20 protein-coding genes are annotated in these 24,195 nt (G+C 71.1%); 8 read left to right on the top strand and 12 right to left on the bottom strand.

Annotated elements, in window-relative coordinates; translation table 11 throughout:
* Positions 1–204 precede the first annotated feature (204 nt).
* Complete coding sequence (locus ACFU97_RS14760) at positions 205–1,245, top strand: LacI family DNA-binding transcriptional regulator (protein WP_384255595.1); 1,041 nt, start codon at positions 205–207, stop codon at positions 1,243–1,245.
* Positions 1,246–1,311: 66 nt separating this feature from the next.
* Here ACFU97_RS14760 and ACFU97_RS14765 read toward each other — a convergent pair whose 3' ends face one another.
* On the bottom strand, positions 1,312–2,286 hold the full coding sequence (locus tag ACFU97_RS14765; protein WP_384255597.1) for an alpha/beta hydrolase family protein: 975 nt from the start codon (positions 2,284–2,286) through the stop codon (positions 1,312–1,314).
* A 281-nt stretch (positions 2,287–2,567) separates the two neighbouring features.
* Here ACFU97_RS14765 and ACFU97_RS14770 point away from each other — a divergent pair, with 281 nt between their 5' ends.
* Genes ACFU97_RS14770 through ACFU97_RS14780 form a run of 3 tightly spaced genes read left to right on the top strand, consistent with a single transcriptional unit; the run spans position 2,568 to position 4,288 of the window.
* Positions 2,568–3,452 (top strand): helix-turn-helix transcriptional regulator, encoded by an 885-nt coding sequence (locus ACFU97_RS14770; RefSeq protein ID WP_384255600.1) that lies wholly within the window; start codon positions 2,568–2,570, stop codon positions 3,450–3,452.
* A 36-nt stretch (positions 3,453–3,488) separates the two neighbouring features.
* Positions 3,489–3,848 carry a hypothetical protein gene (locus ACFU97_RS14775; protein ID WP_384255602.1) on the top strand — a complete coding sequence of 120 codons (360 nt, stop codon included), beginning with the start codon at positions 3,489–3,491 and terminating at the stop codon, positions 3,846–3,848.
* The gene (locus ACFU97_RS14780) at positions 3,848–4,288 is read left to right on the top strand and encodes a hypothetical protein (protein WP_384255604.1); all 441 of its coding nucleotides are present in this window, start codon (positions 3,848–3,850) and stop codon (positions 4,286–4,288) included. Before ACFU97_RS14775 ends, ACFU97_RS14780 begins: the two co-directional genes overlap by 1 nt.
* Here the strand turns inward: ACFU97_RS14780 and ACFU97_RS14785 are convergent.
* A complete protein-coding gene (locus ACFU97_RS14785) occupies positions 4,258–5,472 on the bottom strand; it encodes an MFS transporter (RefSeq protein ID WP_384255607.1) in 1,215 nt (404 codons plus the stop codon). The two genes, ACFU97_RS14780 and ACFU97_RS14785, sit on opposite strands and share 31 nt — an antisense overlap.
* A gap of 90 nt (positions 5,473–5,562) precedes the next feature.
* Between ACFU97_RS14785 and ACFU97_RS14790 the strand changes: the two genes are divergently transcribed.
* A complete protein-coding gene (locus tag ACFU97_RS14790; RefSeq protein ID WP_384255609.1) occupies positions 5,563–6,324 on the top strand; it encodes a DeoR/GlpR family DNA-binding transcription regulator in 762 nt (253 codons plus the stop codon).
* A 253-nt stretch (positions 6,325–6,577) separates the two neighbouring features.
* Here ACFU97_RS14790 and ACFU97_RS14795 read toward each other — a convergent pair whose 3' ends face one another.
* Together ACFU97_RS14795 and ACFU97_RS14800 are read right to left on the bottom strand one after the other, a co-directional pair.
* The gene (locus ACFU97_RS14795) at positions 6,578–7,516 is read right to left on the bottom strand and encodes a glycosyltransferase (RefSeq protein ID WP_384255611.1); all 939 of its coding nucleotides are present in this window, start codon (positions 7,514–7,516) and stop codon (positions 6,578–6,580) included.
* Positions 7,513–9,546 carry an O-antigen ligase family protein gene (locus tag ACFU97_RS14800; protein WP_384255614.1) on the bottom strand — a complete coding sequence of 678 codons (2,034 nt, stop codon included), beginning with the start codon at positions 9,544–9,546 and terminating at the stop codon, positions 7,513–7,515. Before ACFU97_RS14800 ends, ACFU97_RS14795 begins: the two co-directional genes overlap by 4 nt.
* Positions 9,547–9,617: 71 nt before the next feature.
* Between ACFU97_RS14800 and ACFU97_RS14805 the strand changes: the two genes are divergently transcribed.
* On the top strand, positions 9,618–10,280 hold the full coding sequence (locus ACFU97_RS14805) for a hypothetical protein (protein WP_384255615.1): 663 nt from the start codon (positions 9,618–9,620) through the stop codon (positions 10,278–10,280).
* A 29-nt stretch (positions 10,281–10,309) separates the two neighbouring features.
* Here ACFU97_RS14805 and ACFU97_RS14810 read toward each other — a convergent pair whose 3' ends face one another.
* The 8 genes from ACFU97_RS14810 to ACFU97_RS14845 all read right to left on the bottom strand — a co-directional run bounded on the left by ACFU97_RS14810 (position 10,310) and on the right by ACFU97_RS14845 (position 21,593).
* The gene (locus ACFU97_RS14810) at positions 10,310–11,356 is read right to left on the bottom strand and encodes a glycosyltransferase family 2 protein (RefSeq protein WP_384255618.1); all 1,047 of its coding nucleotides are present in this window, start codon (positions 11,354–11,356) and stop codon (positions 10,310–10,312) included.
* A 72-nt stretch (positions 11,357–11,428) separates the two neighbouring features.
* Entirely contained in the window at positions 11,429–14,893 is a 3,465-nt protein-coding gene (locus ACFU97_RS14815) for a DUF4082 domain-containing protein (RefSeq protein WP_384255620.1), read from the bottom strand.
* Positions 14,894–15,097: 204 nt separating this feature from the next.
* On the bottom strand, positions 15,098–16,216 hold the full coding sequence (locus ACFU97_RS14820) for a DegT/DnrJ/EryC1/StrS family aminotransferase (RefSeq protein ID WP_384255622.1): 1,119 nt from the start codon (positions 16,214–16,216) through the stop codon (positions 15,098–15,100).
* A complete protein-coding gene (locus ACFU97_RS14825; RefSeq protein ID WP_384255625.1) occupies positions 16,213–16,923 on the bottom strand; it encodes an acetyltransferase in 711 nt (236 codons plus the stop codon). Before ACFU97_RS14825 ends, ACFU97_RS14820 begins: the two co-directional genes overlap by 4 nt.
* Complete coding sequence (locus ACFU97_RS14830; protein ID WP_384255627.1) at positions 16,920–18,059, bottom strand: DegT/DnrJ/EryC1/StrS family aminotransferase; 1,140 nt, start codon at positions 18,057–18,059, stop codon at positions 16,920–16,922. The genes ACFU97_RS14825 and ACFU97_RS14830 overlap by 4 nt, the downstream gene beginning before the upstream one ends.
* A complete protein-coding gene (locus tag ACFU97_RS14835; protein ID WP_384255629.1) occupies positions 18,056–19,030 on the bottom strand; it encodes an SDR family NAD(P)-dependent oxidoreductase in 975 nt (324 codons plus the stop codon). The genes ACFU97_RS14830 and ACFU97_RS14835 overlap by 4 nt, the downstream gene beginning before the upstream one ends.
* Positions 19,031–19,074: 44 nt before the next feature.
* Positions 19,075–20,130, bottom strand: coding sequence for a Gfo/Idh/MocA family protein (locus ACFU97_RS14840; RefSeq protein WP_384255631.1), 1,056 nt, complete (start codon positions 20,128–20,130; stop codon positions 19,075–19,077).
* 23 nt (positions 20,131–20,153) lie between these two features.
* Positions 20,154–21,593, bottom strand: a complete 1,440-nt coding sequence (locus ACFU97_RS14845; RefSeq protein ID WP_384255634.1) for a sugar transferase — start codon at positions 21,591–21,593, stop codon at positions 20,154–20,156.
* A gap of 286 nt (positions 21,594–21,879) precedes the next feature.
* Here ACFU97_RS14845 and ACFU97_RS14850 point away from each other — a divergent pair, with 286 nt between their 5' ends.
* Together ACFU97_RS14850 and ACFU97_RS14855 are read left to right on the top strand one after the other, a co-directional pair.
* Positions 21,880–22,758 (top strand): glycosyltransferase, encoded by an 879-nt coding sequence (locus tag ACFU97_RS14850; RefSeq protein WP_384255636.1) that lies wholly within the window; start codon positions 21,880–21,882, stop codon positions 22,756–22,758.
* 22 nt (positions 22,759–22,780) lie between these two features.
* Positions 22,781–24,154 (top strand): MFS transporter, encoded by a 1,374-nt coding sequence (locus ACFU97_RS14855; RefSeq protein WP_384255639.1) that lies wholly within the window; start codon positions 22,781–22,783, stop codon positions 24,152–24,154.
* The last annotated feature ends 41 nt before the right edge of the window (positions 24,155–24,195 follow it).

Genomic DNA, 24,195 nt, shown 5'->3' on the forward strand with positions numbered 1-24,195 from the left:
ACGGCGAGGGAAGCGCTCGTGGACGATTTTGTAAAACGTTATCCACGGCGAAGTGCGCACCACGATGCAGCGCGATGCACCAACCGTCAAGACTTCCGCCGGTAACGCTGACGAAACGGGGGTGAACCGCTTCCGCCGCCTCTGCCGTATCGTGTAGACCGTTATCTTCATTAAGGTCAGCAGGAGACCCAGGGAGAGCCGAACATGGGCCACGAGCCGCAGCCGAGGAAACGCGTCACCATCACGGACGTGGCGCAGCACGCGGGCGTGTCCACCGCCGCGGTCTCCAAGGTGCTCCGCAACGCCTACGGCGTCAGCGCGGCGATGCAGGAGAAGGTCCGCGCGGCCATCGCCGAGCTCGACTACCGCCCGCACGCGGCGGCACGGGGCATGCGCGGGCGCACGTACACGATCGGCGTCCTGCTGGACAACATCCGCAACGCCTTCTTCGCCGACATCCTCGACGGCGTCCGCGACGAGCTGCGCGACAGCGAGTACACCGTCATGATCGGCGCGGCGGGATTCGGCGCGGACGCCCAGCAGCGCACCATCCGGTCCATGGTCGACCGCCAGATGGACGGCCTGCTGCTGATCGCGCCCGGCATCCAGCGCTCCGAGGTCCTGACCACGGCGCAGTCCACCCCCACTGTCGTCATCGGCCACCATGACGCGTCCGACCTGCACGACTCCGTGGTCGACGCCGACGCGGCGGGGGCCGGTCTGGTCGTCGACCACCTGGTGGAGCTGGGGCACCGCAACATCGCGCTGGTCTCGTCGCCGGGTACGCGCAGCAGCAAGTGGGCCCGTACGCCGGAGATCGTGCTCAGCACCGGCTACACCGACGCGATGGAACGGCACGGGCTCGCCGGCCACGCACAGATCAGCCGCACGGCGTACTCGGACGAGGGCGGCCACAAGGCGGGCATGAGCCTGCTGACCGGCAACAATCCGCCGACCGCGATCATGACCGGCGCCGACGTCGCCGCACTGGGCGTCTGGCGCGCCGCCCACGAACTCGGCCTGCGCGTCCCCGAGGACGTCTCGCTCGTCGGCTACAACAACACGGCCCTCGCCGACCTGGCCACGGTCCAGCTCACCAGCGTCGACCAGGCGGGCCACGACATGGGCTCCACCGCGGCCCGCCTCCTCATCGAACGCGTCGAGTCCCGCCGGGAGCGGGCGGTACTGACGACGATGACGCCGCGGTTGGTGGTGCGGAACAGTACGGGGGTGCCGCGGGGTTGAGGCGCCGCGGCGCCCTCCCGGACGGTGACGGGAGCTCGGCGCCCGTAGCCGCCCGGCCGGGGTGGACTACTTGGACTCGACCCGCCCCATCGGCGCGGCACCGGCCGCCAGCTCCTTGCACGCCGTCTCCCAGGCATCGTCACCGGGCTGGAACCGACTGCGCAGGTAGGCCGAGGTGAGGCGTCCGAGGGCCGCCACCTGGCCGGGGTTCTCGTCCGACAACTGCGCCGTCTCGGCCGCGTCGTATCCGGAGATCCCGCCGAGGATGTGTCCGGCGTCCAGCAGGGTCAGCAGGGACTTGGGCGCGGGGGCGAGGTGGTAGGGGTCGGTGTGCCAGTCGGGACCCACGTCGGTGAAGTGCCGCGAGTCGTCCTTGTCGCCGGCGACGACCAGGGCCGGGACGGTCATGGTGGAGAAGTCGGTGGTGCGGAAGAACGGCACCATCCCGGCCATCGGCCCGTTGAGGACGTCACCGCCCCTGCCCGGTGCGGCGAGCAGCACGCCCGCCTTGATCCTGGACTCGAGGAGGTCCACTTCCTCCCCCGTGTCGGGGTCGGTGAGGCGGGCGCCCAGCAGGAGCCCGGCGGTGTGGCCGCCGAGCGAGTGCCCGGCCACCGCGATCCGATCGTGGTCGATGCGCCCGGCGAGCAGCGGTACGGCCTGCTCGATGTCGCCGAGCCGATCGAGGATGTGGCGCATGTCCTCTGCACGGGAGCGCCAGAACAAGGGGGCGCCGGGAGCACCGGCGAGCCGGTCGCTCAAGGTCGCGGAGTCGAGGTGGGTGGGTTGGACGACCACGAATCCGGCCGCAGCCCAGAGGTTGGCGAGGGGCGCGTACCCGTTCAGCGACGAGAGGTTGTTGGAGCCTCCGTGCCCGTGCGAGAGCAGGATGACCGGCAGGCCGGTCCCGGTCACGGGCGCGGAGACGCGGACCTGGAGGTCCACGGGCCGTCCGGGCACGGGCAGGACCACCGGACTGTAGGACAGGACGGGGGCGGGGGATTCGGGCGATGCGGGGGCGGGGTCGATCGAGGCGGGCATAGGGACGGTTCCCTTCCAGGTCTGTGCCGCGACAGCTCGCAACGAGGCGGCGGCAGGCGAGTGGTGAGGCGTATCCGGCCTCGGCGAATCTGAATCGGAACGTCGTTCCGATTAGCATGCGGAACAGAGTTCCGTTTTGTCAAACACATGGGGACGGGCGGTGGGCGGCCGTCGGCCCAGGCGTCGCCGGTGGAACGTTCGGCCGGCGGCTTCATCGGCGGCTGCCGCTTCAGTACCGACAGGAACCCCACGCGCCCGGCGACCGGATTAGCCTGGAATGCGTGAGTACCGAGAGTGACATCCGCGAGTTCCTGGCCTCCCGCCGCGCCAAGATCACCCCGCAGCAGGCGGGCCTGCCCGCCTACGGCGGAAACCGGCGCGTGCCCGGCCTGCGCCGCGAGGAAGTCGCTCTGCTCGCCGGCGTCAGCATCGACTACTACGTCCGCCTCGAACGCGGCCACCTCGCCGGCGCCTCGGAGACGGTCCTGGACGCCGTGGCCAACGCCCTCCAGCTCGACGACGCCGAACGCGCCCACCTCTTCGACCTGGCCCGCGCCGCCAAACGCCCTGCCCGCCGCGGCAAGCGGGCGCGCGGGCCGCTGCCGGACAGCGTCCTGCGCGTGCTCGCGTCGATGACCGACTCCCCCGCCTTCATCCGCAACGGACGGCTGGACATCCTGGCCACCAACCGCCTGGGCCGCGCGCTCTACGCCCCGCTGTTCGCCGACCGGAGCGTCGAGACGGTGAACATCGCCCGGTTCACGTTCCTGACCCCGCAGGGCCGCGACTTCTTCCCCGAATGGCAGGAGTGCGTGAACACCACCGTGTCGCTGCTGCGCACCGAGGCCGGACGGGCCCCGCACGACGGCGAGTTGACCGGGCTCGTCGGCGAACTCGTCACCCGTAGCGAGGAGTTCCGCACCGCCTGGGCCAAGCACAACGTGCGGCTGCACCACACCGGCCGCACGTCCTTCCGCCACCCCGCGGTGGGCGTCCTCACCCTCGACTTCGACGCCATGGAACTACCGGCCCACCCCGGCCTGACCCTCACCGCCTACAGCGCCGCCCCCGGCACCCCCGACCACGACGCCCTCCAACTCCTGGCGGCCTGGGCGGCGACGGAGGAGACCCAGCACACGGCAGGCCCTGCGGTCTCCAGCCCGTGACGGCGAGGTCGTCAATGGAGCGTAGGATCCGGAGTCGTGCTCGGCATACGCTGCAGATCGTTCAAGGACGCGCTCACGGTCGCCTTGATATGTGCCACCGGTATCACCTGCCTGCTGTCTCTGCGCTATGCGGAGATAGGCATGTTCTGGCTGATCGGGTCCCCTGCGGCGGGCCTGAAGCTGCTCGGCACGATGTGCCTGATCGCCGTCCCCTGGCTGTTGTTCCGACGCGCTGGAAACTTCGCCATTGCCGCGGCCGCCATCGTCGCGATCACGGCAGCATGCCTTTGGGGTCGACCCTCGCACGTCGCATTCCCGCTCGTGTACGCGTCCATAATCCTTTCCTCGGCGACGCGGATCACCCTCGAACTTGACGCAGGCCGACCAAACGCGTGATGCGCCGTCGAGAGGTCCTCGCCCGTACGCTCTCCTGTCTCGGCATCTCGGTGTTGGGCTGCATCCTGCTGGCCGCCGCGCTGGTGGTCTGGTTCTTCGCCTCCTGGCGACACGCCGCGCGTGGTCGCGACTTCGGCTCGCAGGCCGCTGTCACCGTGTCGGCCGACCGGCTCAGGGGCAGGCTCGAGGACGCCGACGCCGACGGTGTGCTCACCGAGCAGGAGATCATCGACGCGCTGCAGCACCGACCGGCGCGCTCCCTCGTCCGCGAGCAGGACCGCACCGTTCTCGTGGTGCAGGTCGCCGCGTCCGGCTGGGCCCAGTGCTACGCCTACATCGCGCTGCCCACCGGCTCGGTGGGCCAACGGCCGCTCAAGTCCTGCCCCACGGCGACGACTTCGGCGCCGTATCAGGACCCGTCCCGCACCTCCGCTCGCTGACCGCTGCGCACCACCTCCCGCGTACCGTCGGAGACACCGCGCAGCACCCCGGCAGCCGCCGCCGTGATCACGCACAGCACCGTCAGCAGCAGGAAGGCGTGGTTCAGGGCGACGAGGTGGGTCATCCAGCCGATGACGGCCGGGCCGGAGAGCATGCCGAGGTAGCCGATGCCGGCGACGCGGGAGACGTTGGCGCCGGCGGTCGCGGCGTCGGCGCGCCCGGCGGCGCTGAACAGCTGGGGCACGCAGCCGGACAGGCCCAGGCCGAAGAGCGCCCAGCCCACGAACGCGGCCCAGATCCACGGTGAGACGGCGGCGATCGTGATCCCCGCGGCCGCCATGATCGCGCCGTGGCGCAGCACGGCCAGGGCCCCGAACCGGCCCGAGATGCGGTCGGCGATCAGCCGTCCCACGGTCATGGCCGCCGCGAAGGCGCCGTATCCGAAGGCGGCGGTGCTCGCGGGTGCGCCGAGGATGTTCTTCAGGTGCAGCGCGCTCCAGTCGTTGGCCGCGCCCTCGGCCAGCATGACCATGGCGGCGAGGACGGCGAGGATCCGGATCCGTCCGGGCGCTCCGTGCCGTTTCACGACCGGCTCCGCCCCACCGGCGTCAGCGACGGGCTCGGGCGCGTTCGGCAGCAGGCTGTGCGCGGACACCAGCGCGATCACGATGCCAACCGCCCCCGAGGTGCCCAGAGTTACCGCCGGACTCAGCCCCGCGCCGGCGGCACCCGCGGCGACGAGCGCAGCGATCACGCCGCCGACGGAGAACGTGGCGTGGAAGGCCGACATCACCGGGCGGCCGTAGGCCTTCTCCACGTGCACGGCATGGGCGTTCATGCTCACGTCGAGGAAGCCGTTGAAGAAGCCGAAGACGAACAGGGCACCGGCCAGGCTCCAGGGATCGCGGGGCAGACCGGGCAGCACCAGGGCCGCGCTGCACAGCACGCCGGACGCCGGCAGCACGACGCGCGCTCCGAGGCGGTCCGACAGCCGGCCCGCCATCTGCATACCGGCGAAGGCCCCGAAACCGAGGAGCACGAGCAGGCCGCCCAGCGTGGCGTGGCTGATGCCCACGCGCTCCTCGATGGCGGGGATGTGGACCACCCAGGTGCCCATCATGGTGCCGCAGAGGACGAAGTAGACGAAGGTCGCCACACGGGCGGATCGAAGCGTGCGTTCCATGCCACGCACCATAACGAACAGAATTTGTGTTTGAAAGGCTGCTTCATGAACAGTTTGCTTGTTCGTTCTGTCGTGGTGTTCAATCGCGGTATGAGCAACGCAGACCGGCACGGGCTGATCGCGCAGGCCGTCAGGGAGTCGGGCACCGTGACGGTCACGGAGCTCGCCGAGCTGACCGGCGCCTCGGAGATGACCATCCGGCGCGACCTCGACACGCTGGCCGCGCAGGGCGTGCTCGAACGCGTCCGCGGCGGGGCCCGCACCCTCCTCCTGCGGGGCGAGGAACCACCCTTCGCGCTGCGCGCCCACGAGGCCGTCGACGCCAAGCGCCGGATCGCCGCCGAGGTGTCCGCGCTCATCGCCGACGGCGAGACGGTGCTCCTCGACAGCGGCACCACCTGCCTGGAGGTCGCGCGCCTGCTGCGTGAACGGCCGGTCACCGTCATGCCGTTGTCGCTCCAGGCCATCCACATCCTGAGCGATCCCCCGGGCCGGGCCACGCTCATGGTGCCCGGCGGACGGCCCCGCGCCGCCGAGGGCGCCCTCACCGGACCGCTCACGCTCGCCTCCCTGGCGGCCCTCCGCTTCGACACCGCAGTCGTCGGCTGCTGCGGGCTCAGCGCGGCCGAGGGCCTGACCGCGTACGACCTCGACGACGCGGCGGTGAAGAAGGCGAGCATCACGTCCTCGCGCCGCGTCATCCTCGCCACGGACGCCGGCAAACTCGGCCACACCGCATACGCCTACGTCGGCCCGACCTCACTCCTCCACACCCTGATCACCGACAGGACGGCACCGGCCGAGGAGGTGACGGCGCTGGAAGCGACCGGCACGGTAGTCAAGACGGTCTGACGCCCACCTGCCCTCACCACGGTTACGCGCTGTTCCCGAAGGACTGGAAGCGACACGCCTACTCGTTCGCGTCGGAGGCGACCGTCACCGTCTACGCGAGCAGTTACCCGAGCGGCGGTCCGTGTCTGTACCGGCCGATCCTTCCCGAGGAGTACAGCGCCGACTAGGTCGACCGGGCCACCAAGTTGGACGGTGTCGGTGACCACGATGGGGTGCGTGGCGGACCGAAGTCCCGAACAAGAGGATCGCTGAGTCATGGTCCCGGCGTTGCCCTCAGCGCCCCCGGCCTCAGCAGCGCGACCGCCGCCGCGCGGCTCGCCTTCCTGCCCAGCGCCGCCCGTGATGCCTCGCGCAGCAGCACCGCGCCGCGGAAGCAGAGAGTGGCCGCGGCGCCATGGCGCCGTCCGTACAACCGCACCCGGTTGAGCGTGAGCAGGGTCCACAGCCGTGGTGAGACCTGGGAGTCGCCTCCGAGGTGCACGGCCTCGGCCGTCGGCTCCAGCTGGGTCGCGTAGCCCGCGTCCCGCGCGCGCAGGCAGTACTCCGTCTCCTCCGAGTAGAGGAAGAACGACTCGTCCCAACGGCCGCACGCCGCACGGCACTCGGCCGAGATGGCCATCAGCGCGCCGGTCGCCCAGTCGGCGCGGGTGGGGCGCCGATAGGCGGCGGGGTCGGTGACCATTTCGCTCAGGGCCGGGAAGCGGCCGGCCCGGCGGTTGCCGATGGTCGCCTCGCCGAGCGCCCGCAGTACGCTCGACTCGCGGCGGAGTGAGTGGTGCGGGGTGCCCTTTCCCTCCTCGTGGAGCAGGGGTACGGCGATTCCGACCTCCGGCCCGAGGCTGTCGACGAGGCGCTTGGCGCACCCCTGCCGCATGCGGATGTCGGGGTTGCAGATCAGGGCGACCCCCACGTCACCGGCCGCCTCCAGTGCCGCGTTGACCCCGGCCGCGTAGCCGGCGTTACGGCCGGTCTGGACGACGGTGGCCTCGGGGGCCAGGGTCTTGAGGACGTCCACGGTGTCGTCGGCGGAGTCGTTGTCGGCCACGACGAGGTGCCAGTCGAGGCCGGTCATGCCGTCGGGGAGAGCGGCGAGGAAGCCAGGGAGCACCGACGCGCTGTTCCACGTGACGACGATGACGGCGACGGTCGTACTCGTGGGAACCCCACTGCCCGCCGGGACTTCACTGCTCATCGGGACTCCACTAGTTGGGGAAGCTCGGCTTCCGGGGTCGTGCGTGGGCCGGGCACGCCGGCCGCGGCCGCCTCGCGCCGGATGAAGCCCAGGTAGCTGGCCCCCGCTCCCAGCATCAGGAAGAACATGCCGGCGAACATGGGGAAGCTGAGCGAGTCGAAGGTGGCGCTGCTGACCATGGCGACCAGGGCGGAGGCGAAGAAGGCCTGGCCCAGTTCGCGGTCGGCGTCGGTGCGGGCCAGCCGCCGGATCGCGCCGCCCTGGTGGATGCCGGTGATGAAGAGGACGAACAGGGCCACGAGCCCGAGCAGGCCCATCTCGGCCAGGCCCAGCATGTACTGGTTGTCGGTGAAGAAGTACAGGTCCGGGGTGAAGGTGCCGAAGCCCCGCCCGAACAGCGGGTGTTCCTTCAAGTAGGGCACGATCGCCGAGTACTTGACGGTACGGGCCTGGGTGCTGCTGTCGGAGTTGGACAGGAACGACGCGAACAGACCCGTGATCGTGCCGATCAGTCCGGGCACGAGCACCTTGAAGACGGCGACGGAGGCCGTCAGCACGCCGATCGCGGCCCAGCGCCGGGCCGGCTTCCAGCGCGGCACCATCACCAGGGCCACCAGCAACAGCCCGATGATCGAGGTCCGGGACACCGACAGGGGCAGCGCGCCGGCCATGAGGATCACCGGGCCCCAGCGGCGCAGCACGTGCAGATGACGGCGGACCGGGTCGAAGGCCTGCTGGACGGCGAAGGGCAGCAGGATGGCCAACATGCCCGCGAATTCCAGGGGTTGGGCCGTGGTGGCGCGAGGCCGGGTGAAGGCGCCGCGGTCCATCACGCTGACCTGCGCGACGCTGGTCTGCAGGCCGGGGATGTGGATGGAGTCGGCGATGTTGGTGGCCGCGAAGAAGTCGTAGAAGCCGATGGCGGCGACGACGGACGCCATGATGACGACGCGGCGCATCAGCACGTCCAGGCGGCCGCGCTGCTGCATGGCGGCGGACGTCAGCACGACGAGGGACACCCACACCAGGTAGCCGATGAGTCCGCGGTCGGCGCCGAGGACCTCCTGGTGGGAGCTCTCGCGCATCGCGTCGGAGATGTACGCCGCGAGGACGGCCAGGCCGAGCACGCACAGCGAGACCCGGACGAGCCGGGTGCCCGGGGCGGGCAGGATGCGGCCGCCGAGCCAGGTCGCCAGGTACCACATCAGGCCGAGCAGGGCGAAGACGTTGGCCGGGGTGCCCACTCCGCCGAGCGCGGGCAGGGCGAGGTTCGAGGGGATGAAGAAGGCGAGCACCAGGTAGACGGTGAGGACCGCGGTGGCGTCGACCCGGCGGCTGAACATGCCCGCGCGCGACCGCTTCGGCGCGCGGATCCGCTTGGGGGTGCGGACCTTCTTCGGCCGTGGCGCCTCCCGGTAGCGGCGGCGGACGACCGAGACACCCTCCATCAGGATGGACAGCAGGAACGCGGAGACCACGCCCAGGATGAGGACGGCCGCGACACCCTGGTAGCGGCCCTTGGACTTGGCCACCGGGGTCTGCGGCAGCACGACGGGCGCGGTCTGCACGGCGTACGCGGGCGGGACCTTGGCGGCCTCCTGCAAGGCGTTGAGCTGCTCCCCCGCGAAGGCGGTCAGGGTGTTGGTCTCCTTGAGCACCTTGTCCCGGTCGGTGCCGGTGACGCTGAGCACGAGCAGCGGGCTGTCGCTGGCCGGCGCGAAGCCGGCCGTGTAGGTGTCCGTGACCCCGCGGCTGCGCAACTCCTTGGCGGCGTCGGCCGATTCCAGCGTCCTGATCAGCACGTCGGCGGTGACGATCAGCGAACCGCCCGCGTTCGAGATGGGGTTGCCGAAGGTGGGCGCCAGCCGGGCGACGGCGGAGGAGTCGAGCAGCGCGACCGAGCTGTGCGACTCGTAGGAGACCGGGACGGTCACCCACAGGTATCCCCCGCCGATCAGGCTGAGAACGGTGAAGGGCACCATGAAGTACCAGCGTCGGCGCAGAATTGCCCATATCTCACCAAGACTCACGATGCATCCCTCCATTCGGTGGCATCCCACCGCGTGCCCTGCCAGTATCGGGAGTGACGGAAGGAACTCGTATGTCGCCTGGGAACGTCGCCGACGCACTGCTGCGCCGCTGGTACGTCGTGCTGGCCGCACTGCTGCTGACGATGGCCGGGGCGTACTTCGTGGTCCGGCCGACCCCGCAGTACATCGGGTCGGCGGTGGTCGTCCTCAAGCCGCCGGTGACGCGCAGCCAGCCCAACCAGTACACCAATCTGCAGCCGCCGCTCGCCGTGGTCTCCTACGGCGTCGTGCAGCAGCTGCAGTCCCCCGCCGGGACGAAGGAGTTGCGGGCTGCGGGCGTGACGGGGAGCTACCACCTGATCCCCCGCAACAGCGGCACCAGCGCGACGCCCCAGTATCTGATCCCGTCCCTGCAGGTGCAGTCGCAGGCGGCCAGCGCGGACGCCGCGGTGACGTCGGTGCGCCGCATCGTCGAGGTGTACTCGGCGCACGTCAAGCAGATGCAGAGCGCCGAGCAGGTGCCGGCCGAGGCGTGGATCACGCCCTCCGTGCTGACCTCCCCGAGCGCCGCCGAGGTGCAGGGCACCAAGAGCCGCGGGCTCGCGGGGACGGCGCTGCTGGGGCTGGCGGCCGGGGTCATCGGCGCGCTGTGGCTGGACCGGTACGCGTTGAGCCGCCGGACGGCCCCGCAGGGCCGCCGGCGTAGCTCCGGTCCTCTTCCGGTGGCCAACTGAGTTTCCCACCGGGCTGAACTGATCACTCATCAGATGCCGCGGCGCTTCCAGGACTCCCACCACAGCCACTCCCGCCCGCGCTCGGCCACGGCCGACCACACCAGCGGCTGCAGATAGGGCATCGCCTTCGGCCCGATCCGTCTGCGCAGCTTCAGGGCGCGGTATTCGGGCAGCGCCCGGTAGCCGGGCAGGCACTGCTCGGCGAACGCCACGCATTCCTCGACCGGTACGACGCCGGTACGCCCGCGGTCGTAGGCCCGGTAGGCGCGGCGCAGGGCGAAGCGGGCGAGGCGGGTGTGGACCTGCTCGGCGAGGTGGCCGGCGTTCGGCAGCCGGTCGCCGCACTTGGCGAGCACCGAGTCGAAGGCGACCAGGCGCTGGCGCAGGTCGTCGAGCTGGCCGCCGAAGTCGACGGTGGACATGTTCTTGCCGTGGACGCGGTAGAAGGCCTGGTCGGCGCCGCGGACGTAGCCCACGTCGGCGTGTGCGGCGAGCCGCATCCACATCTCGATGTCGCCGGCGTGGGGCAGGGCCGGGTCGTAGCCGCCGACCTTCTTCTGCAGGTCGGTGCGGACCACGACCTCCGGCGAGGTGATGCAGCCGGTGCCCTCGCGGAAGCGCCGCTCCAGCCACCAACGGCCGGGGTGGACGACCGAACCGGTGCTCTGCGTACGGGCCTTCGGCAGCGGCCCGCCGTGCTGGAAGCGCAGCGGGCGGCCGTAGGCGAAGCCCGCCTCGGGGTGGGCGTCCAGCAGCCGGGCGGCGCGGACCAGCGCGCCCGGGACCAGCCGGTCGTCGGCGGACAGCAGGGCCACGTAGTCGCCGTCGGCCCAGTCCAGCAGGCCCTCGTTGTAGGTGGCGATGTGGCCCTTGTTGGTCTCGTGGACGAGGACCTCGATGCGCGGGTCGGAGGCGGCCAGCTTGTGCGCGGCCTCCGCCGAGTCGTCGGGCGAGGCGTCGTCGATGATGAGTACGCGGACGTCAACGCCGTCCTGCTCGTCCAGGACGCTGCTCACGCAGTCGGCGAGGAAGTGGCCGTACTTGTAGCAGGGGATCACAACACTGACGCTGCTCATCGGTCAAAGCCAATCCCCGTCGGTGGTCCGCGCCGCGCAGGGCGCGGACCACCGACGGTGCGTGCGGACGGGTCAGTTCTTCTTCTTGACGACGGTCTTGCCGGTCAGGGTCCAGCTGCGGGACTGCACCGTGTGGCGGTGCTTGTCCTTCGCCTTGACCGTGACCTTGAACCGTGTGCCGTCCGGCAGGGGGGTGGAGAGGTGGACGGACACCTTGTGCGTCGCCCGGTTGTAGGAGACGACGGCCGTCACATGGAGCTTCTTGGCGGCCGCGGAGCCCTTGACGATACTCACGCTCGCCTTGACCGACGTCACCGCGGCCGTCTTGTCCACGGACATGACCAGGGCGCTCGCCGCGTCGGCGGTGTGCGCCACCGAGGAGGCGGTCGCCTCCGAGGCCTTCTGCGTCGCCAGGGACGCGCTCGGGTTCTCGGCGGTGAAGACGGGGCCCACCCAGTAGTTCGCGGATCCGTAGGAACCGTTGGGGAAGGCCGGGTCGGCGCCGTAGCGGTAGAGCCCGTTGTGATGCGCGGTCGTGTCGGCCGTGCCGGTCAGCGGATACGACTGGTGGGCACCGGCGAAGTAGCCGCCGTCCACCGCGTAGTTGCCGTTCGGCGCGTGGTAGGAGACGACGTACGGTGTGCCGGCGGTGACCGCCACCGGGGTGGCGAAGGTCAGCGTCTGCCAGCCGGAGGCCGTCTCGTTGGTGAAGGTCCCGCTCGCCAGCAGCGTGCCGGCGTCCGACCACAGGCTGCCGGTGTGCGTGCCCGTGTTGCCGGTGCCCTTGTAGAAGGTGACACCGGTGATCCAGCCGGCCGCCGAGGACGTGAACCGGGTGCCCAGCTCGACCGAGTTGGCGTCACCGGTCACATCGGTCGTGGCCGGTGTCGCGGAGGCCGGCCACAGGGTGCACGGGCAGGTGACCGCGGGCGGGGTGGAGTCGGTCGTGAAGGACCAGGTCACCGGATCCGTCATGGCGTTGCCCCACACGTCGGAGGCCTGGACGGAGGCGGTGTAGGTGGTGTGCAGCGACAGCTGCGTCGACGGCGTGAAGGTGGCCTTGTTCGCCGAGGGGAAGGTGACCGCTCCCGGCACCGTACTGCCGTCCGCGTCCTTCACGGTGAAGGTCACGCTGTCGGTGTCGACGGCCGCGCTGAAGGTGGCCGACACCGGCGCCGTGATCGACGTGCCGGTCGCCCCGGAGGTCGGGGAGGTCGCGGTGACGGTGGGCGGGTTCGTGCTGGCGGTGGAGGTGTCCAGCACCACGTCGACCCAGTAGTTGCTGCCCGAGGACTGCGAGTTCGGGAAGGCGCTGGTCGAGCCGTAGTGGAAGACGCCGTTGCCGCCGTCGGTGCCCGACTTGAGGCCCGTCAGCGGGGCCAGGCCCGCGTCGCCGTCGTTGAAGTACCCGCCGTCGTAGGAGTATCCGCCGTTGGGGGCGAAGTACGAGGCGACGTAGGTGGTGTTGGCCTTGACGCTGACCGGGGTGGCGAAGTTCAGCTGCTGCCAGCCCGAGGCCGTCTCGCCGGAGAAGGTGCCGGTGGCCAGGCGGGTGCCGGAGGCGGTCCACAGGCTGCCGGTGTGGGTGCCGGTGTTGGCCGGCGACTTGTAGAAGCGCACCCCGGTGATCGAGCCGGCCACCGTGGTACGGAACTTGACGCCGAGCTCGAGCGAGCTGCCGTCGCCGGCGTTGACGGTGCCGGGCACCGACGAGGCGGGCCAGATGGTGCAGGGGCAGGCCTGCGGCCCGACGGTGACCGGGATGGTGGTGACGGCGCCGATGTTGACGCTGTCGTCGACCGCGCGGACCTTGATGTTGGCCGCGCCCGGGCTGGTCGGGGTCCAGGTGTAGGTCCACGAGGACAGGCCGGTGGCGGCCTTCCAGGTGGAGCCGCCGTCGGTGGAGACCTCCACGCGGGCCACCACGCCACCGGAGTCGGAGGCGGTGCCCTTGATGGTGACCGGCTTCAGCGCCGGGACGGTGACCCCGGAGGCGGGGCTCGTCACGGTGACGCTCGGGCCGGTGGTGTCGGTGGTGGCCGTCGCCGCGACGAGGTTGCTCTGCCGCGTCGCCGGCTGGACGCCCATGTCGGCAAACACGTTGAGCGTCGCCTGCTGCATCCGGGAGTCCTCGGTGACCACCGTGTCGTCGGGGTTGTAGGTGGGGACGTTGGTCAGCCCCCACGACCACTGCACGGTCCCCGACCCGAACACCAGGGCTCCAGAGTCCTGGTCGCGGAACTCGACGAGGTTGTGCGTCGCCGTGCCGTTGCCGTAGACGTTGCCCCAGTCCATGCGGAGCTTCTCGTCGTTGATGTCGACCGTCGTGGACGACACGTCGATCGCCCCGGCGGGCCGGGTGGCGTTGTCGATGTCGCTGTCCCACTCGTAGCCGAGGGTGCCCGTCGGGAACGTGGCGGTCTGGCTCGATGTCAGGTTGGCGATGGAGGTGTTGCGCCAGATCCGGTTCTTGCCGTACGAGCCGGGGACGGTGATGGCGTCGGCGCGGTAGCCGTTCACGGTGAACATGGAGCCGGTCAGGATGTTCGGCGGCTGGTAGTCCTGCCCGTAGTTCTTGCTGGCGGGGTCCATCCAGGTGCCGGTCCAGGTGCCGCTGGGATCGGCGATGCCGTTGTTCTGCGCCATCTTGGTCATCTTGTAGCAGACCAGGGTGCGGTCGGCGGTGTTGGAGCCGTCGATGCTCGGCGCGAGGCGCGTCTTCCAGAAGACCTCGTTGCCGCTGAAGAAGCCCTGCCGCACACCTGCCTTCCGGGCGGCCAGGACGTTGGAGTACTGGCTCTGCGTCCAGTACTCGTCATGGCCGGAGGACAGGTACACCTTGTGCTTCTTCAGCAGGGTGGCGCCGTTGGCGGAGGACACGTCGACGCCGGAGGTGTAGCTGACGTCGTAGCCGTTGCGCTCCAGCCAGGCCAGCATCATGTACTCGGAGCCGTAGATGCCGTTGTCGCCGCCGATGTCCAGCGGCCGGTTGTAGCTGACCTCGTAGGCGCGGCCGTCGGGCGCGGGGCCCAGGCCGCCGTAGAGGTCCTGGCCGCCGTAGTCGTTGTAGGCCTGCCAGGTCTGGTCGCTGGTCTGCACGACGACGTCGGAGGTGCTGGCGTCGTTGCGCACGACGAAGGGGTACGGCATGAGGCCGTCGCCGTCGGTCTGCGTCAGGTTCGCGATGTACAGGCCGGACACGGCGTCGCCGGGCACGGTCCAGGTCGCGGTCACGGGCCAGTTGCCGCAGTCGACCAGGCCGGTGTTCTTGGTGGTGCAACTGGCGGGCTTGGTCGTGTAGTTGGCCGGATACGTCACGGCCGCCTGGGCCGCTGTCGACATCTGGCGGGCGCCGTCGCCGCCGTACCAGCCCAGCCGGAAGATCTGGACGTTGTACGGGGTCTTCGACTGGATCTTGAACTGGACGGTGTCACCCGCCTGGACGCTCTCCTTGGTGGTGAAGCCCTTGATGTCGCCGTAGGCGTTGGGCGAGAACCAGTCGGTCTTCGGAGTGCCCGTCTTGCTGTTCTCGCACACGATCGGGTTCGAGCCCGACCCGCACGGATCGGACGCTGCCTGTGCGGACCCGGCCAGCGGGAGCACCGCCAATATCAATGCCGCCACGACGGCGAGGCGCGTGCCTCTGATCCGTCTGCTCCAATGTCTCATGTGTACCTCTCAGCGGTGCTGTGCTGGACCGGCCCGCGGGAGCCGGTGGTGGAGCGAAACTCTGGGGACCGGTCAGCCGGCGAGTGCGTCGGTGAGCGTCTCGACGACACGCTGCTGCTGCTCGGGGGTGATCTGCGGGAACAGGGGCAGCGACAGGATCCGGTCGGCCGCGTGCTCCGCGTTCGGGAAGTCGCCGCGGCTGTGGCCGAGTCGGCGGTACGCCGGGGTCAGGTGGACCGGGGCGGGGTAGTGCACTCCGGCGCCGATACCCTCGGCGTTGAGCTTGCCGACGACGTCGTCGCGGTCGGCTCCGGCGACCTGGATCACGTACAGGTGCCAGACGTGGAGGTTGCCGGGGGCGGTCACCGGCAGGGCGACCCGGCCGGCCGCCGCGAGGCCTGCGAGCAGGGTGTCGTAGCGGGCCGCGGCCGCCCGGCGGGCCGCGTTGCCGTCCGCCAACCGGGCCAGCTTGGCGCGCAGCACGACGGCCTGCAGTCCGTCCAGGCGGCTGTTGAACCCGGCCACGTCGTGGCGGTACTTGGCGACGCCCCCGTGGTTGGCGATCGCGCGCACCAGGCCGGCGCGCTCCTCGTCGTCGGTGAGGACCGCGCCCGCGTCGCCGTACGCACCGAGGTTCTTGCCCGGGTAGAAGCTGGTGGCCGCGATGTGGCCGCTGCCCGGGGTGCGGCCGTCGCGGCTCGCGCCCTGGCACTGGGCGGCGTCCTCCACCACCCGTACGCCGTCCGGCAGTTGGCCGGTCAGCGCCGTCACGTCGGCCATCTGCCCGTAGAGGTGGACGGGCACGACCGCGCGGGTGGCCGGGGTGATCGCGTCGAGTGCGGCCTGCGGGTCGAGGAGGTAGCTGTCGGGCAGGCAGTCCGCCAGGACCGGACGCGCGCCGATGCGGGCCACCGCGCCGGCGGTGGCGATGAAGGTGTTGGCGGGCACCACGACGTCGTCGCCGGGGCCGACGCCGCTTGCACGCAGGGCGAGTTCGACGGCGTCGGTGCCGTTGGCGACACCCACGCAGTGCGCGATGCCGCCGAACTCGGCGTACTCGCGCTCGAAGTGGCGGACCTCGTCGCCGCCGACGAAGGCCGTGTTGGCCAGGACGCGGTCGAAGCCGGCCCGTACCTCGTCGGCGACCTCCTCGTGGGCCGCCTTGAGGTCCACGAGCGGAATCTGGTTCATATGACTGGTCCCCCCAGTGCGTGCGTCGCGAAGTCGTGTGTGTGCGACGCGAGTTGGTCGAGCGCGGGCGCATCCGCCGCACGCAGCCGCCGGGCCGGGCTCCCCACCCAGACCTCGCCCGGCGGCACGTCACCGAGCACGGCACTCCCCATGCCGATCAGCGACCAGGCGCCGATCGTCGTGCCTTCTCTGATCAGGGCGCCGGAGCCCACGTAGGCCCCGCGCTCCAGCCGTGCGCCGCCGCCCAGGCGGACGCCGGAGGTGAGGGTGGCGAAGTCCTCGACCACGTCGTCGTGGGTGAGCACGACCTGCGGCATCACCGCCACGTGCGCGCCCACCCGCACGGCCGCGGTCAGCACGCAGTGCGCGAGCAGGACCGAGCCGGGCCCGATCCGCGAGGTGGCCGACACCGCCGCCGCGGGATGAACGACGGTGGCGTAGCGGTCCTCGGGCAGGGCGAGCCGGTCGACGAGGCGGGCGCGGGCGGCGTGGTCCCTCGGGTTGCCGACGCAGACCACCACACGGGCGGCGGGCAGCTCATGGACCAGGTCGCAGCCGCCGAGCACGGGCACGCCGTCCACCTCGGTGCCGTGCAGGGCGGGGTTGTCGTCGAGGTGCCCGAGCAGCCTGAACCCGCCCGCGGCGGCCACGGCCTGGGCGGTCTCCCGGGCGAAGCCGCCCGCCCCGACGATCACAAGGTCGTTCATCTGCCTGCCTGTTCGCGCAGTGCGGCCACGACGCGGTCCTGCTGGGCCTCGGTCATGGTGTGGAACAGCGGCAGGATCAGCGAGTCGCGGCTGATGCGCTCGGTGACCGGCAGCGGCGCGCTGGGATGCTGCGCGTAGGCGGGTTCCAGGTGCGCGGCCATGATCCCGCGCCGGGCGGAGACGCCGGCTTCGGCGAGTGCGGCGAGCAGGTCGTCCCGGCCGACGGGGAAGTCCTCGGCCAGCAGCACCCAGTAGGACTGGAAGTTGCTCTGCCCGTGCACGGGATCATGGACGGGGGTGAGGCCGGGGATGCCGGCCAGCAACTCCTCGTAGCGGGCGGCCAGTTCACGGCGGCGGGCGATCATGGCGTCGAGCTTGCCGAGCTGGACCAGGCCGATGGCGGCCTGGACGTCGGTCATGCGGTAGTTGAAGCCGACCTCGAGGTAGCTCTCCAGCACGGGCCTGTTGCTGGCGTGGCGTTCCGCCGCGGAGGCGTTCATGCCGTGCTCGCGCAGCCGGCGCAGCCGGGCCGCCCACTCGGCGTCGTCGGTGGTGACCATGCCGCCCTCGCCGGTGGTGACGAGCTTGCGTGGGTGGAAGGACCAGGCGGCGAGCAGCGCGCCGTGTCCGACGGGCTTGCCGCCGACGGTCGAGCCGATGGCGCAGGCCGCGTCCTCCACCAGCGGCAGGTCCCAGTCCGCGCAGGCGGCGCGCAGCGCGTGCACGTCGGCGGGGACGCCGCCCTGGTGGACGGCGAGGACGGCCTCGGTGCGCGCGGTGCGCACCGCGTCCACGGTGGCCGGGATCAGGTTGCCGGTGACGGGGTCGACGTCGGCGAACACCGGCTCGGCACCGACGTAGCGGACGGCGTTGGCGGTGGCGATGAACGACAGGGAGGGCACCACGACCTCGTCGCCCGGCCCGATGCCGAGGGCGACGAGGGAGAGGTGCAGGGCGGTGGTGCACGAGCTGACGGCGACGGCGTGCTCGGCGCCGACGCGTTCGGCGAAGGCCCGCTCGAAGGCGGCCACTCTCGGGCCCTGGGCGACCCACCCGGACAGCACCGCGTCGGAGGCGGCCTTGGCCTCCTCCTCGCCGAGCCAGGGGATCATCACCGGGATGCGGTCGGTGCTCACTTGGCCGCCTCCCGCTCGGCGCGCCACCACTCGACCAGGTCCTTCAGGCCCGTCCGCAGATCGATCTGCGCCGTGAAGCCGAGCCGGTCGGCGGCCTGCGAGGTGTCCGCGAGCCGGCGGGTCACGCCGTTCACCGCGCGGGCGGGGCCGTGCACCGGTTCCAGACCGGTCGCGCCCATCGCCTCCAGCAGGCCCTCCGCGAGCTCCTTCAGCGAGGTCTCCGTACCGCTGGCGACGTTGAACACCTCGTCGGTCAGGTCCGATTCGGCGGCGAGCACATTGGCCCTGGCGATGTCGCGGACGTCGACGAAGTCCATGGTCTGCAGGCCGTCGCCGAGGATCAGCGGCGGCTCACCCGCCTCGATGCGCTCCATCCAGCGGATGAGCACCTCGGTGTACAGGCCGTGGATGTCCATGCGGGGGCCGTAGACGTTGAAGTAGCGCAGCGCCACGTAGTCCAGGCCGTACATGGCGTGGAAGCTGCGCAGCATGCCCTCGTTGAAGGCCTTCGCCGCGCCGTAGAAGGTGTCGTTGTTGTACGGGTGGTGGCGCTCGGTCGTCGGGAAGTCCTCGGCCATGCCGTACACCGACGCCGAGGAGGAGGCGATCACCTTGGCGACGCCGGCCTCGGCCGCCGCCTCCAGGACGTTGAAGGTGCCGTCGACCAGGACCTCGTTGGCGAGCCGGGGCTCCTCCGCGCATTGGGTGATGCGGATCGCGGCCAGGTGGAACACCAGGTCGGCGCCCTCGGTGACCTTCCGCACGGTGTCGGCGTCCCGGACGTCGCCCTCGACGACCTCCACGACCCCGCTGGGCAGGGCCCGGGCGAGGTTGGCGCGGCGCCCGCGCACGAAGTTGTCCAGGACGACGACCTCACGGGCGCCGCCCTCGGCCAGCAGGTCGACGAGGTTGGAGCCGATGGTGCCCGCTCCCCCGGTGACCAGGATCTTCTTGCCACGTACGCTGCTCAACTGCCATGCCCTTTCAGGGAATTGCATCGCTGACTCGGTTTCGCTCAACGCCCGGCGCGCAGGCCGACGACCGCGCCCTTGAACTCGAGGCTGCGGGAGGCCGCTTCGAGGATGTCCAGCACCCTCAGGCCCGCCCGGCCGTCGGTCAGCGGCGCCCGGCCCTGCCGGATCGCGTCGCCGAACTCGTCGACCATGCTGCGCAGCGCTTCCTTCTCGCCGATCGCCGGCGCGACCATGTCGCCGGAGCGGTAGGAGATGAGCATGTCGCGGCGCTCGTCCGCGCCGATCTCCTGCGGCGAGGCCAGGTCCACGCCCCGGTCGAAGATGGCCACCCGCTGGGCGGGGTTGAGGTCGTCCCAGACGAGGGTGCGCTTGGAGCCGCCCACCATGGTGGTGCGCACCTTGGTCGGCGAGAGCCAGTTGACGTGCACGTGGGCGATGGCCCCGGTGTTGAGCTGGAGCGTCAGGTAGGCCACGCAGGCCTGGCCGGCGCCGATCGGGTCGGCCCCGTGGGCGGCGACGGCGACCGGCTCGACGTTGTCGGGCAGGATGAAGTCCAGGATCGACAGGTCGTGCGGGGCCAGGTCCCACATCACGTCGATGTCCTTCTGCACCAGCCCGAGGTTGATGCGGACCGAGTCGACGAAGTGGATCTCGCCGAGTTCGCCGTCGCGGACCAGTTCGCGGATGCGGCCCACGGCGGGCGTGTAGCAGTAGGTGTGGTCGCACATCAGGGTGAGACCGCGGTCCTCCGCCTCGCTCACCAGGCGCTGTCCGTCGGCGTAGGTCGCCGCGAGCGGCTTCTCCACCAGGACGTGCTTGCCGGCGCGCAGGGCGGCCAGGGCGATGTCGAGGTGGGTGCCGGCCGGGGTGGCCACGGCGACGGCGGCCACCTCGGGGTCGGCGAGGACGGCCGCGTAGTCCGAGGTCGCCTCGACCGTCGAGTACGCGCCGAGGACCCGCTCGGCGCGTGCGACGTCGAGGTCGCACAGCCGGCGCAGCCGGAAGCGGTCGCTGGCCTGGAAGTTGCGTACGAGGTTGGGACCCCAGTAGCCGGCCCCGACGACGGCGACCCCCAACGGCTCCGTGGTCTGCGTCACTTGCTTCCTCTTTCCTCGGTCCATCAGTAGGCCCCCGTTCCTCGCACCACTGCGGACCCGGTGCGCGCCAGGATCGACAGGTCCAGGCCCATCGACCAGTTGTCCACGTATCCGAGATCGAGCCGGACCGCCTCGTCCCAGGGCAGGTCGGAGCGTCCGCTGACCTGCCACAGTCCGGTGAGGCCGGGCTTGACGAGCAGCCGGCGCTTGACGTCCGGCGTGTACTCCTCGACCTCCTCGGGCAACGACGGGCGCGGGCCGACCAGCGACATGTGGCCCTTGACCACGTTGATGAGCTGCGGCAGCTCGTCCAGCGAGCTGCGCCGCAGGAACGAGCCGACGCGGGTGACCCGCGGGTCCTTCTTCACCTTGAACAGCAGTCCGTCGCTGTTCTCGTTGAGGTGCTGCAGCTCCGCCCGCAGCGCCTCCGAGTCCACCCGCATGGTGCGGAACTTCAGCATCGTGAAGTGGTCGCCGAAGCGGCCCACACGCTCCTGCCGGAACAGGGCCGGGCCGGAGCTGTCCAGCCGCACGATCAGGGCGATCAGCAGCATGGGCAGCGCGAGCAACAGCAGCAGGCCCGCGGCGAGGGAACGATCCAGCAGGGACTTGGGCAGCCGCGAGAAGCGGGACATGTCCGGTGCCTTGATGCGCACCAAGGGCACCCCGTTGGTGGGCCGGACCGCGAGCCGCTGGGCGGACACGTCGGTCAGCACCGGGGCCAGCAGGAAGTCGACCCCCTGCGCGGCCGCGCTCCAGGCCATCCGGCGCAGCACGGTCGGGTCGGCTCCGGGCACCGGCAGCGCCACCAGGGTGTTGATGCCCAAGGCGTGGACGACGTCGTTCATGCCGCCGATGCCGCCGAGGAAGGGCAGCCCCAACTTCCTTATTTCTGCGGCGTTCTCCGGGTCGCTCAGGCAGACGCCGGCGACCTGGAGCTCCTGCGCGCCGCCGCGCCGCAGCACGGAGACCAGCTCCACGACGCCGCGCGAGGGGCCGACCAGGAGGGTCACGCTGCGGTCCCGCTCGCGCGCCCAGCGTCTGTGCAGCCGGCGGCGGAGCGAGTAGCGGACCGCCACCCCTGTCACGGCGACCGGCGCAGCCGCCATGATCATGTCATGAAGGAGGCCCGAATCGCGGGTGAACAGCCAGTACGCGACGACGGCCAGGGCCGGCAGCGCGACGGCGCCGCGCAGCACCCGCCGGTACTCCTCGGACCCCAGGCCCAGGGCGCTGCGGTCGTAGGAGCGATGGGCGAACATCGCGACGATCCAGGTCGGGGGCAGCACCAGGGCCACCGCCCAGCGGCCGTACGCCGCGTGGATCAGGAAGGCCGCAGCGGCTGCGGCGCAGCCGTCCGCGACCAGCAGAGCAAGTCGGTACTTGTGTTCCCAACGTCTTCGGCGAGCTTGTGGACGCCGATGTTCCACCTGTGCTCGCCCATGCGTGACCTCAATGGTCATGCCCCCCCCACCATGTGCGCGGCTACCCCTGACCGAAGTGCCCTGGACGGAGCGGCACTGGAAAGCGATGGGAGCGTCAGCGGTTCCCCAACCGCCTCAAGCACCCAGCACGCTGGCTACAGATTGATCAGAATGATTCACATTGCCGCACCGTGACACACACTCAAGAACCTGTTCCCCACCCAAACCGGTCCGGCGGAGCTCAATCTAGACCACGTAACTCAGTCTCGGGAACAGTTGGACGAAACACATGTCGCAATAACGACACCGGCGGCATACTGCCCGCGTGACCAGCATTGTGATCCCGGCCCACAACGAGGCGCCTGTCATCGGCAGACTCCTCGATGCACTGTTGGCCGATTGCGACCCCGCAGACGACACCGACATCCTGGTCGTGTGCAACGGCTGCACGGATTCGACCGCGAAAGTCGCCTCCGAGCGCGGGCCGCGCGTACGGGTGGTCGAGATCCCCGTCCCGTCGAAGCACGCCGCGCTGCGGGCGGGCGACGACCAGGCACGGAGCTTCCCGCGCGTCTACGTGGACGCCGACGTCGTGATCACGGGAGCGGACGTACGGGCACTGACCGAACCGCTCCGGGACGAGGCCTCCGGCATCCTCGCCACCGCCCCCGAACGACGGATTCCGCTCGCCTCCTGCGCCTGGCGGGTTCGTGCCTACTACCAGGTCTGGCAGCGACTGCCCGCCGTACGCGAGGGGTTGTTCGGGCGGGGCGTCATCGCGGTCTCCAAGACGGGGCACGCCCGCCTCGCCGCGCTGCCCCCGCTCATGGCGGACGACCTGGCGGCGTCCCTGGCGTTCACACCCGGGGAACGCCGGGTGGTCGACACGGCCCAGGTCGTGATCCAACCGCCGCGAACATGGCCGGATCTGATCAGAAGGCGTATCCGGGCGGCGGTGTCCACGGCCCAGGTCGAACAGAATCAGGCCGAACGGATTCCGGACTCGGGGGAGGCCGCCGAGACCTCGGCGCGCACGAGCACGGCAGACCTGAAGGCCATGCTCCGCCGCGAGCCGAAGCTCCTCCCGAACGTCGTGGTCTTCCTCGCGGCGGCGGTCACCGCCCGGCGCGGAGCCCGAAAGGCCATCCGGGCCCAGGACTTCGGCACCTGGCTCCGGGACGAGAGCAGCCGGCAGCAGCACTGAACCACCGCACGGGGAGCACGACTTGTATCTCACCGAACGTTCCGCGCCGCCGAAGGCGGACGCCGACCGGGGTCCCAGACGCGGGCCGGGGCGCAAGGTCGCCCCGGTCGTCCTCGTCCTGGGAACGGTCAGCCTCATCACCGACATCTCCTCGGAGATGGTCACCGCCGTCCTGCCGCTCTACCTCGTCACCACGCTCGGCTTCAGCCCGCTCGGATTCGGCACCCTCGACGGCGTCTACAACGGCGTCAGCGCACTGGTCCAGCTGACCGGCGGCCACCTCGCCGACCGCGTTCGCAACCACAAACTGCTGGCGGGACTCGGCTACGGCCTGTCCGCGCTGTGCAAGCCGCTGCTCCTGCTCGCCGGCAGCATCGGCACCCTCGGCGCGGTCCTCGCCCTGGAGCGGACCGGCAAGGGTCTGCGCACCGCCCCGCGGGACGCGATGATCTCCCTGTCCACCCCGGCCGAGAAGCAGGGCCGCGCCTTCGGCGTGCACCGCGCGATGGACACCACCGGCGCGATGCTCGGTCCGCTCGCGGCCTTCCTGATCCTGCGTACGGCCGTCGACGGCTACGACGCGGTGTTCGGCGTGAGCGCGTGCGTCGCCGTGCTCGGCGTGCTGGTGCTGGTGCTGTTCGTACCGGGCCGGCAACGGGGGCCGGACGGGCGGCAGCCGGTGACTGCGGACAGTGCGCCCGCGACGGAGACTTCACCGGATGCAGGAGGCGCGACGGACGCGGGAGTTGACCAGGTCGCACCGGTCCAGGAGGCCGCATCGGCCGCGCCGGGCGGCCGGCAGCCCGTTCGCGTCCGTGAAGCGCTGGCTCTGCTACGGGTGCCGCGGATGCGCGCGCTCGCAGGGTGCGCGGCGCTGCTGGGCCTGACCACCGTGAGCGACGCCTTCGTCTACCTCCTGCTCCAGCGGCGGGCGGGCATCGGCGAGGAGTGGTTCCCGCTGCTGCCCCTCGGCACCGCGGCCGTCTTCCTGCTGCTGGCCGTGCCCTTCGGCGCCCTGGCCGACCGGATCGGCCGCCGCACCGTGTTCCTCGCCGGGCACGCGGTCCTGCTCACCGCCTACGCCCTGCTGCTCTGGGCCCCGTCCACGTCGGCCCTCCCCGTGCTCGTACTCGCCCTGCACGGCACGTTCTACGCCGCCACCGACGGAGTGCTCCCGGCCGCCCTGGCCGACATCGTCCCGAGCCATCTGCGCGCCAGCGGCCTCGCCATCGTCGGCACCGGCCAGGCACTGGCCCGCTTCTGCTGCTCGCTGGCCTTCGGCGCCGCGTGGACCCTGTGGGGCGACGGCCCGGCCCTGGCCGGCTCGGCGATCGGCCTGCTGTGCTGCGCCGTGGTCGCGGGCATGGTGCTGCGACCGGCGGGCGGAACCCGATGACCGCGGCCGCCGGCACGAGCCGAACACGTCGTACCCGATCG

This window comes from Streptomyces sp. NPDC057616, assembly GCF_042800575.1.
In the GTDB taxonomy this organism is placed as follows: Bacteria; Actinomycetota; Actinomycetes; order Streptomycetales; family Streptomycetaceae; genus Streptomyces.

Excerpts from the sequence above, each read along its gene's own strand:
- ACFU97_RS14790 (WP_384255609.1), top strand. The coding sequence starts at position 5,563 with ATGAGCAACGCAGACCGGCACGGGCTGATCGCGCAGGCCGTCAGGGAG.
- ACFU97_RS14760 (WP_384255595.1), top strand. The coding sequence starts at position 205 with ATGGGCCACGAGCCGCAGCCGAGGAAACGCGTCACCATCACGGACGTG.
- ACFU97_RS14810 (WP_384255618.1), bottom strand. The coding sequence starts at position 11,356 with ATGAGCAGCGTCAGTGTTGTGATCCCCTGCTACAAGTACGGCCACTTC.
- ACFU97_RS14805 (WP_384255615.1), top strand. The coding sequence starts at position 9,618 with ATGTCGCCTGGGAACGTCGCCGACGCACTGCTGCGCCGCTGGTACGTC.
- ACFU97_RS14795 (WP_384255611.1), bottom strand. The coding sequence starts at position 7,516 with ATGAGCAGTGAAGTCCCGGCGGGCAGTGGGGTTCCCACGAGTACGACC.
- ACFU97_RS14845 (WP_384255634.1), bottom strand. The coding sequence starts at position 21,593 with ATGACCATTGAGGTCACGCATGGGCGAGCACAGGTGGAACATCGGCGT.
- ACFU97_RS14780 (WP_384255604.1), top strand. The coding sequence starts at position 3,848 with ATGCGCCGTCGAGAGGTCCTCGCCCGTACGCTCTCCTGTCTCGGCATC.
- ACFU97_RS14785 (WP_384255607.1), bottom strand. The coding sequence starts at position 5,472 with ATGGAACGCACGCTTCGATCCGCCCGTGTGGCGACCTTCGTCTACTTC.
- ACFU97_RS14765 (WP_384255597.1), bottom strand. The coding sequence starts at position 2,286 with ATGCCCGCCTCGATCGACCCCGCCCCCGCATCGCCCGAATCCCCCGCC.
- ACFU97_RS14820 (WP_384255622.1), bottom strand. The coding sequence starts at position 16,216 with ATGAACCAGATTCCGCTCGTGGACCTCAAGGCGGCCCACGAGGAGGTC.
- ACFU97_RS14825 (WP_384255625.1), bottom strand. The coding sequence starts at position 16,923 with ATGAACGACCTTGTGATCGTCGGGGCGGGCGGCTTCGCCCGGGAGACC.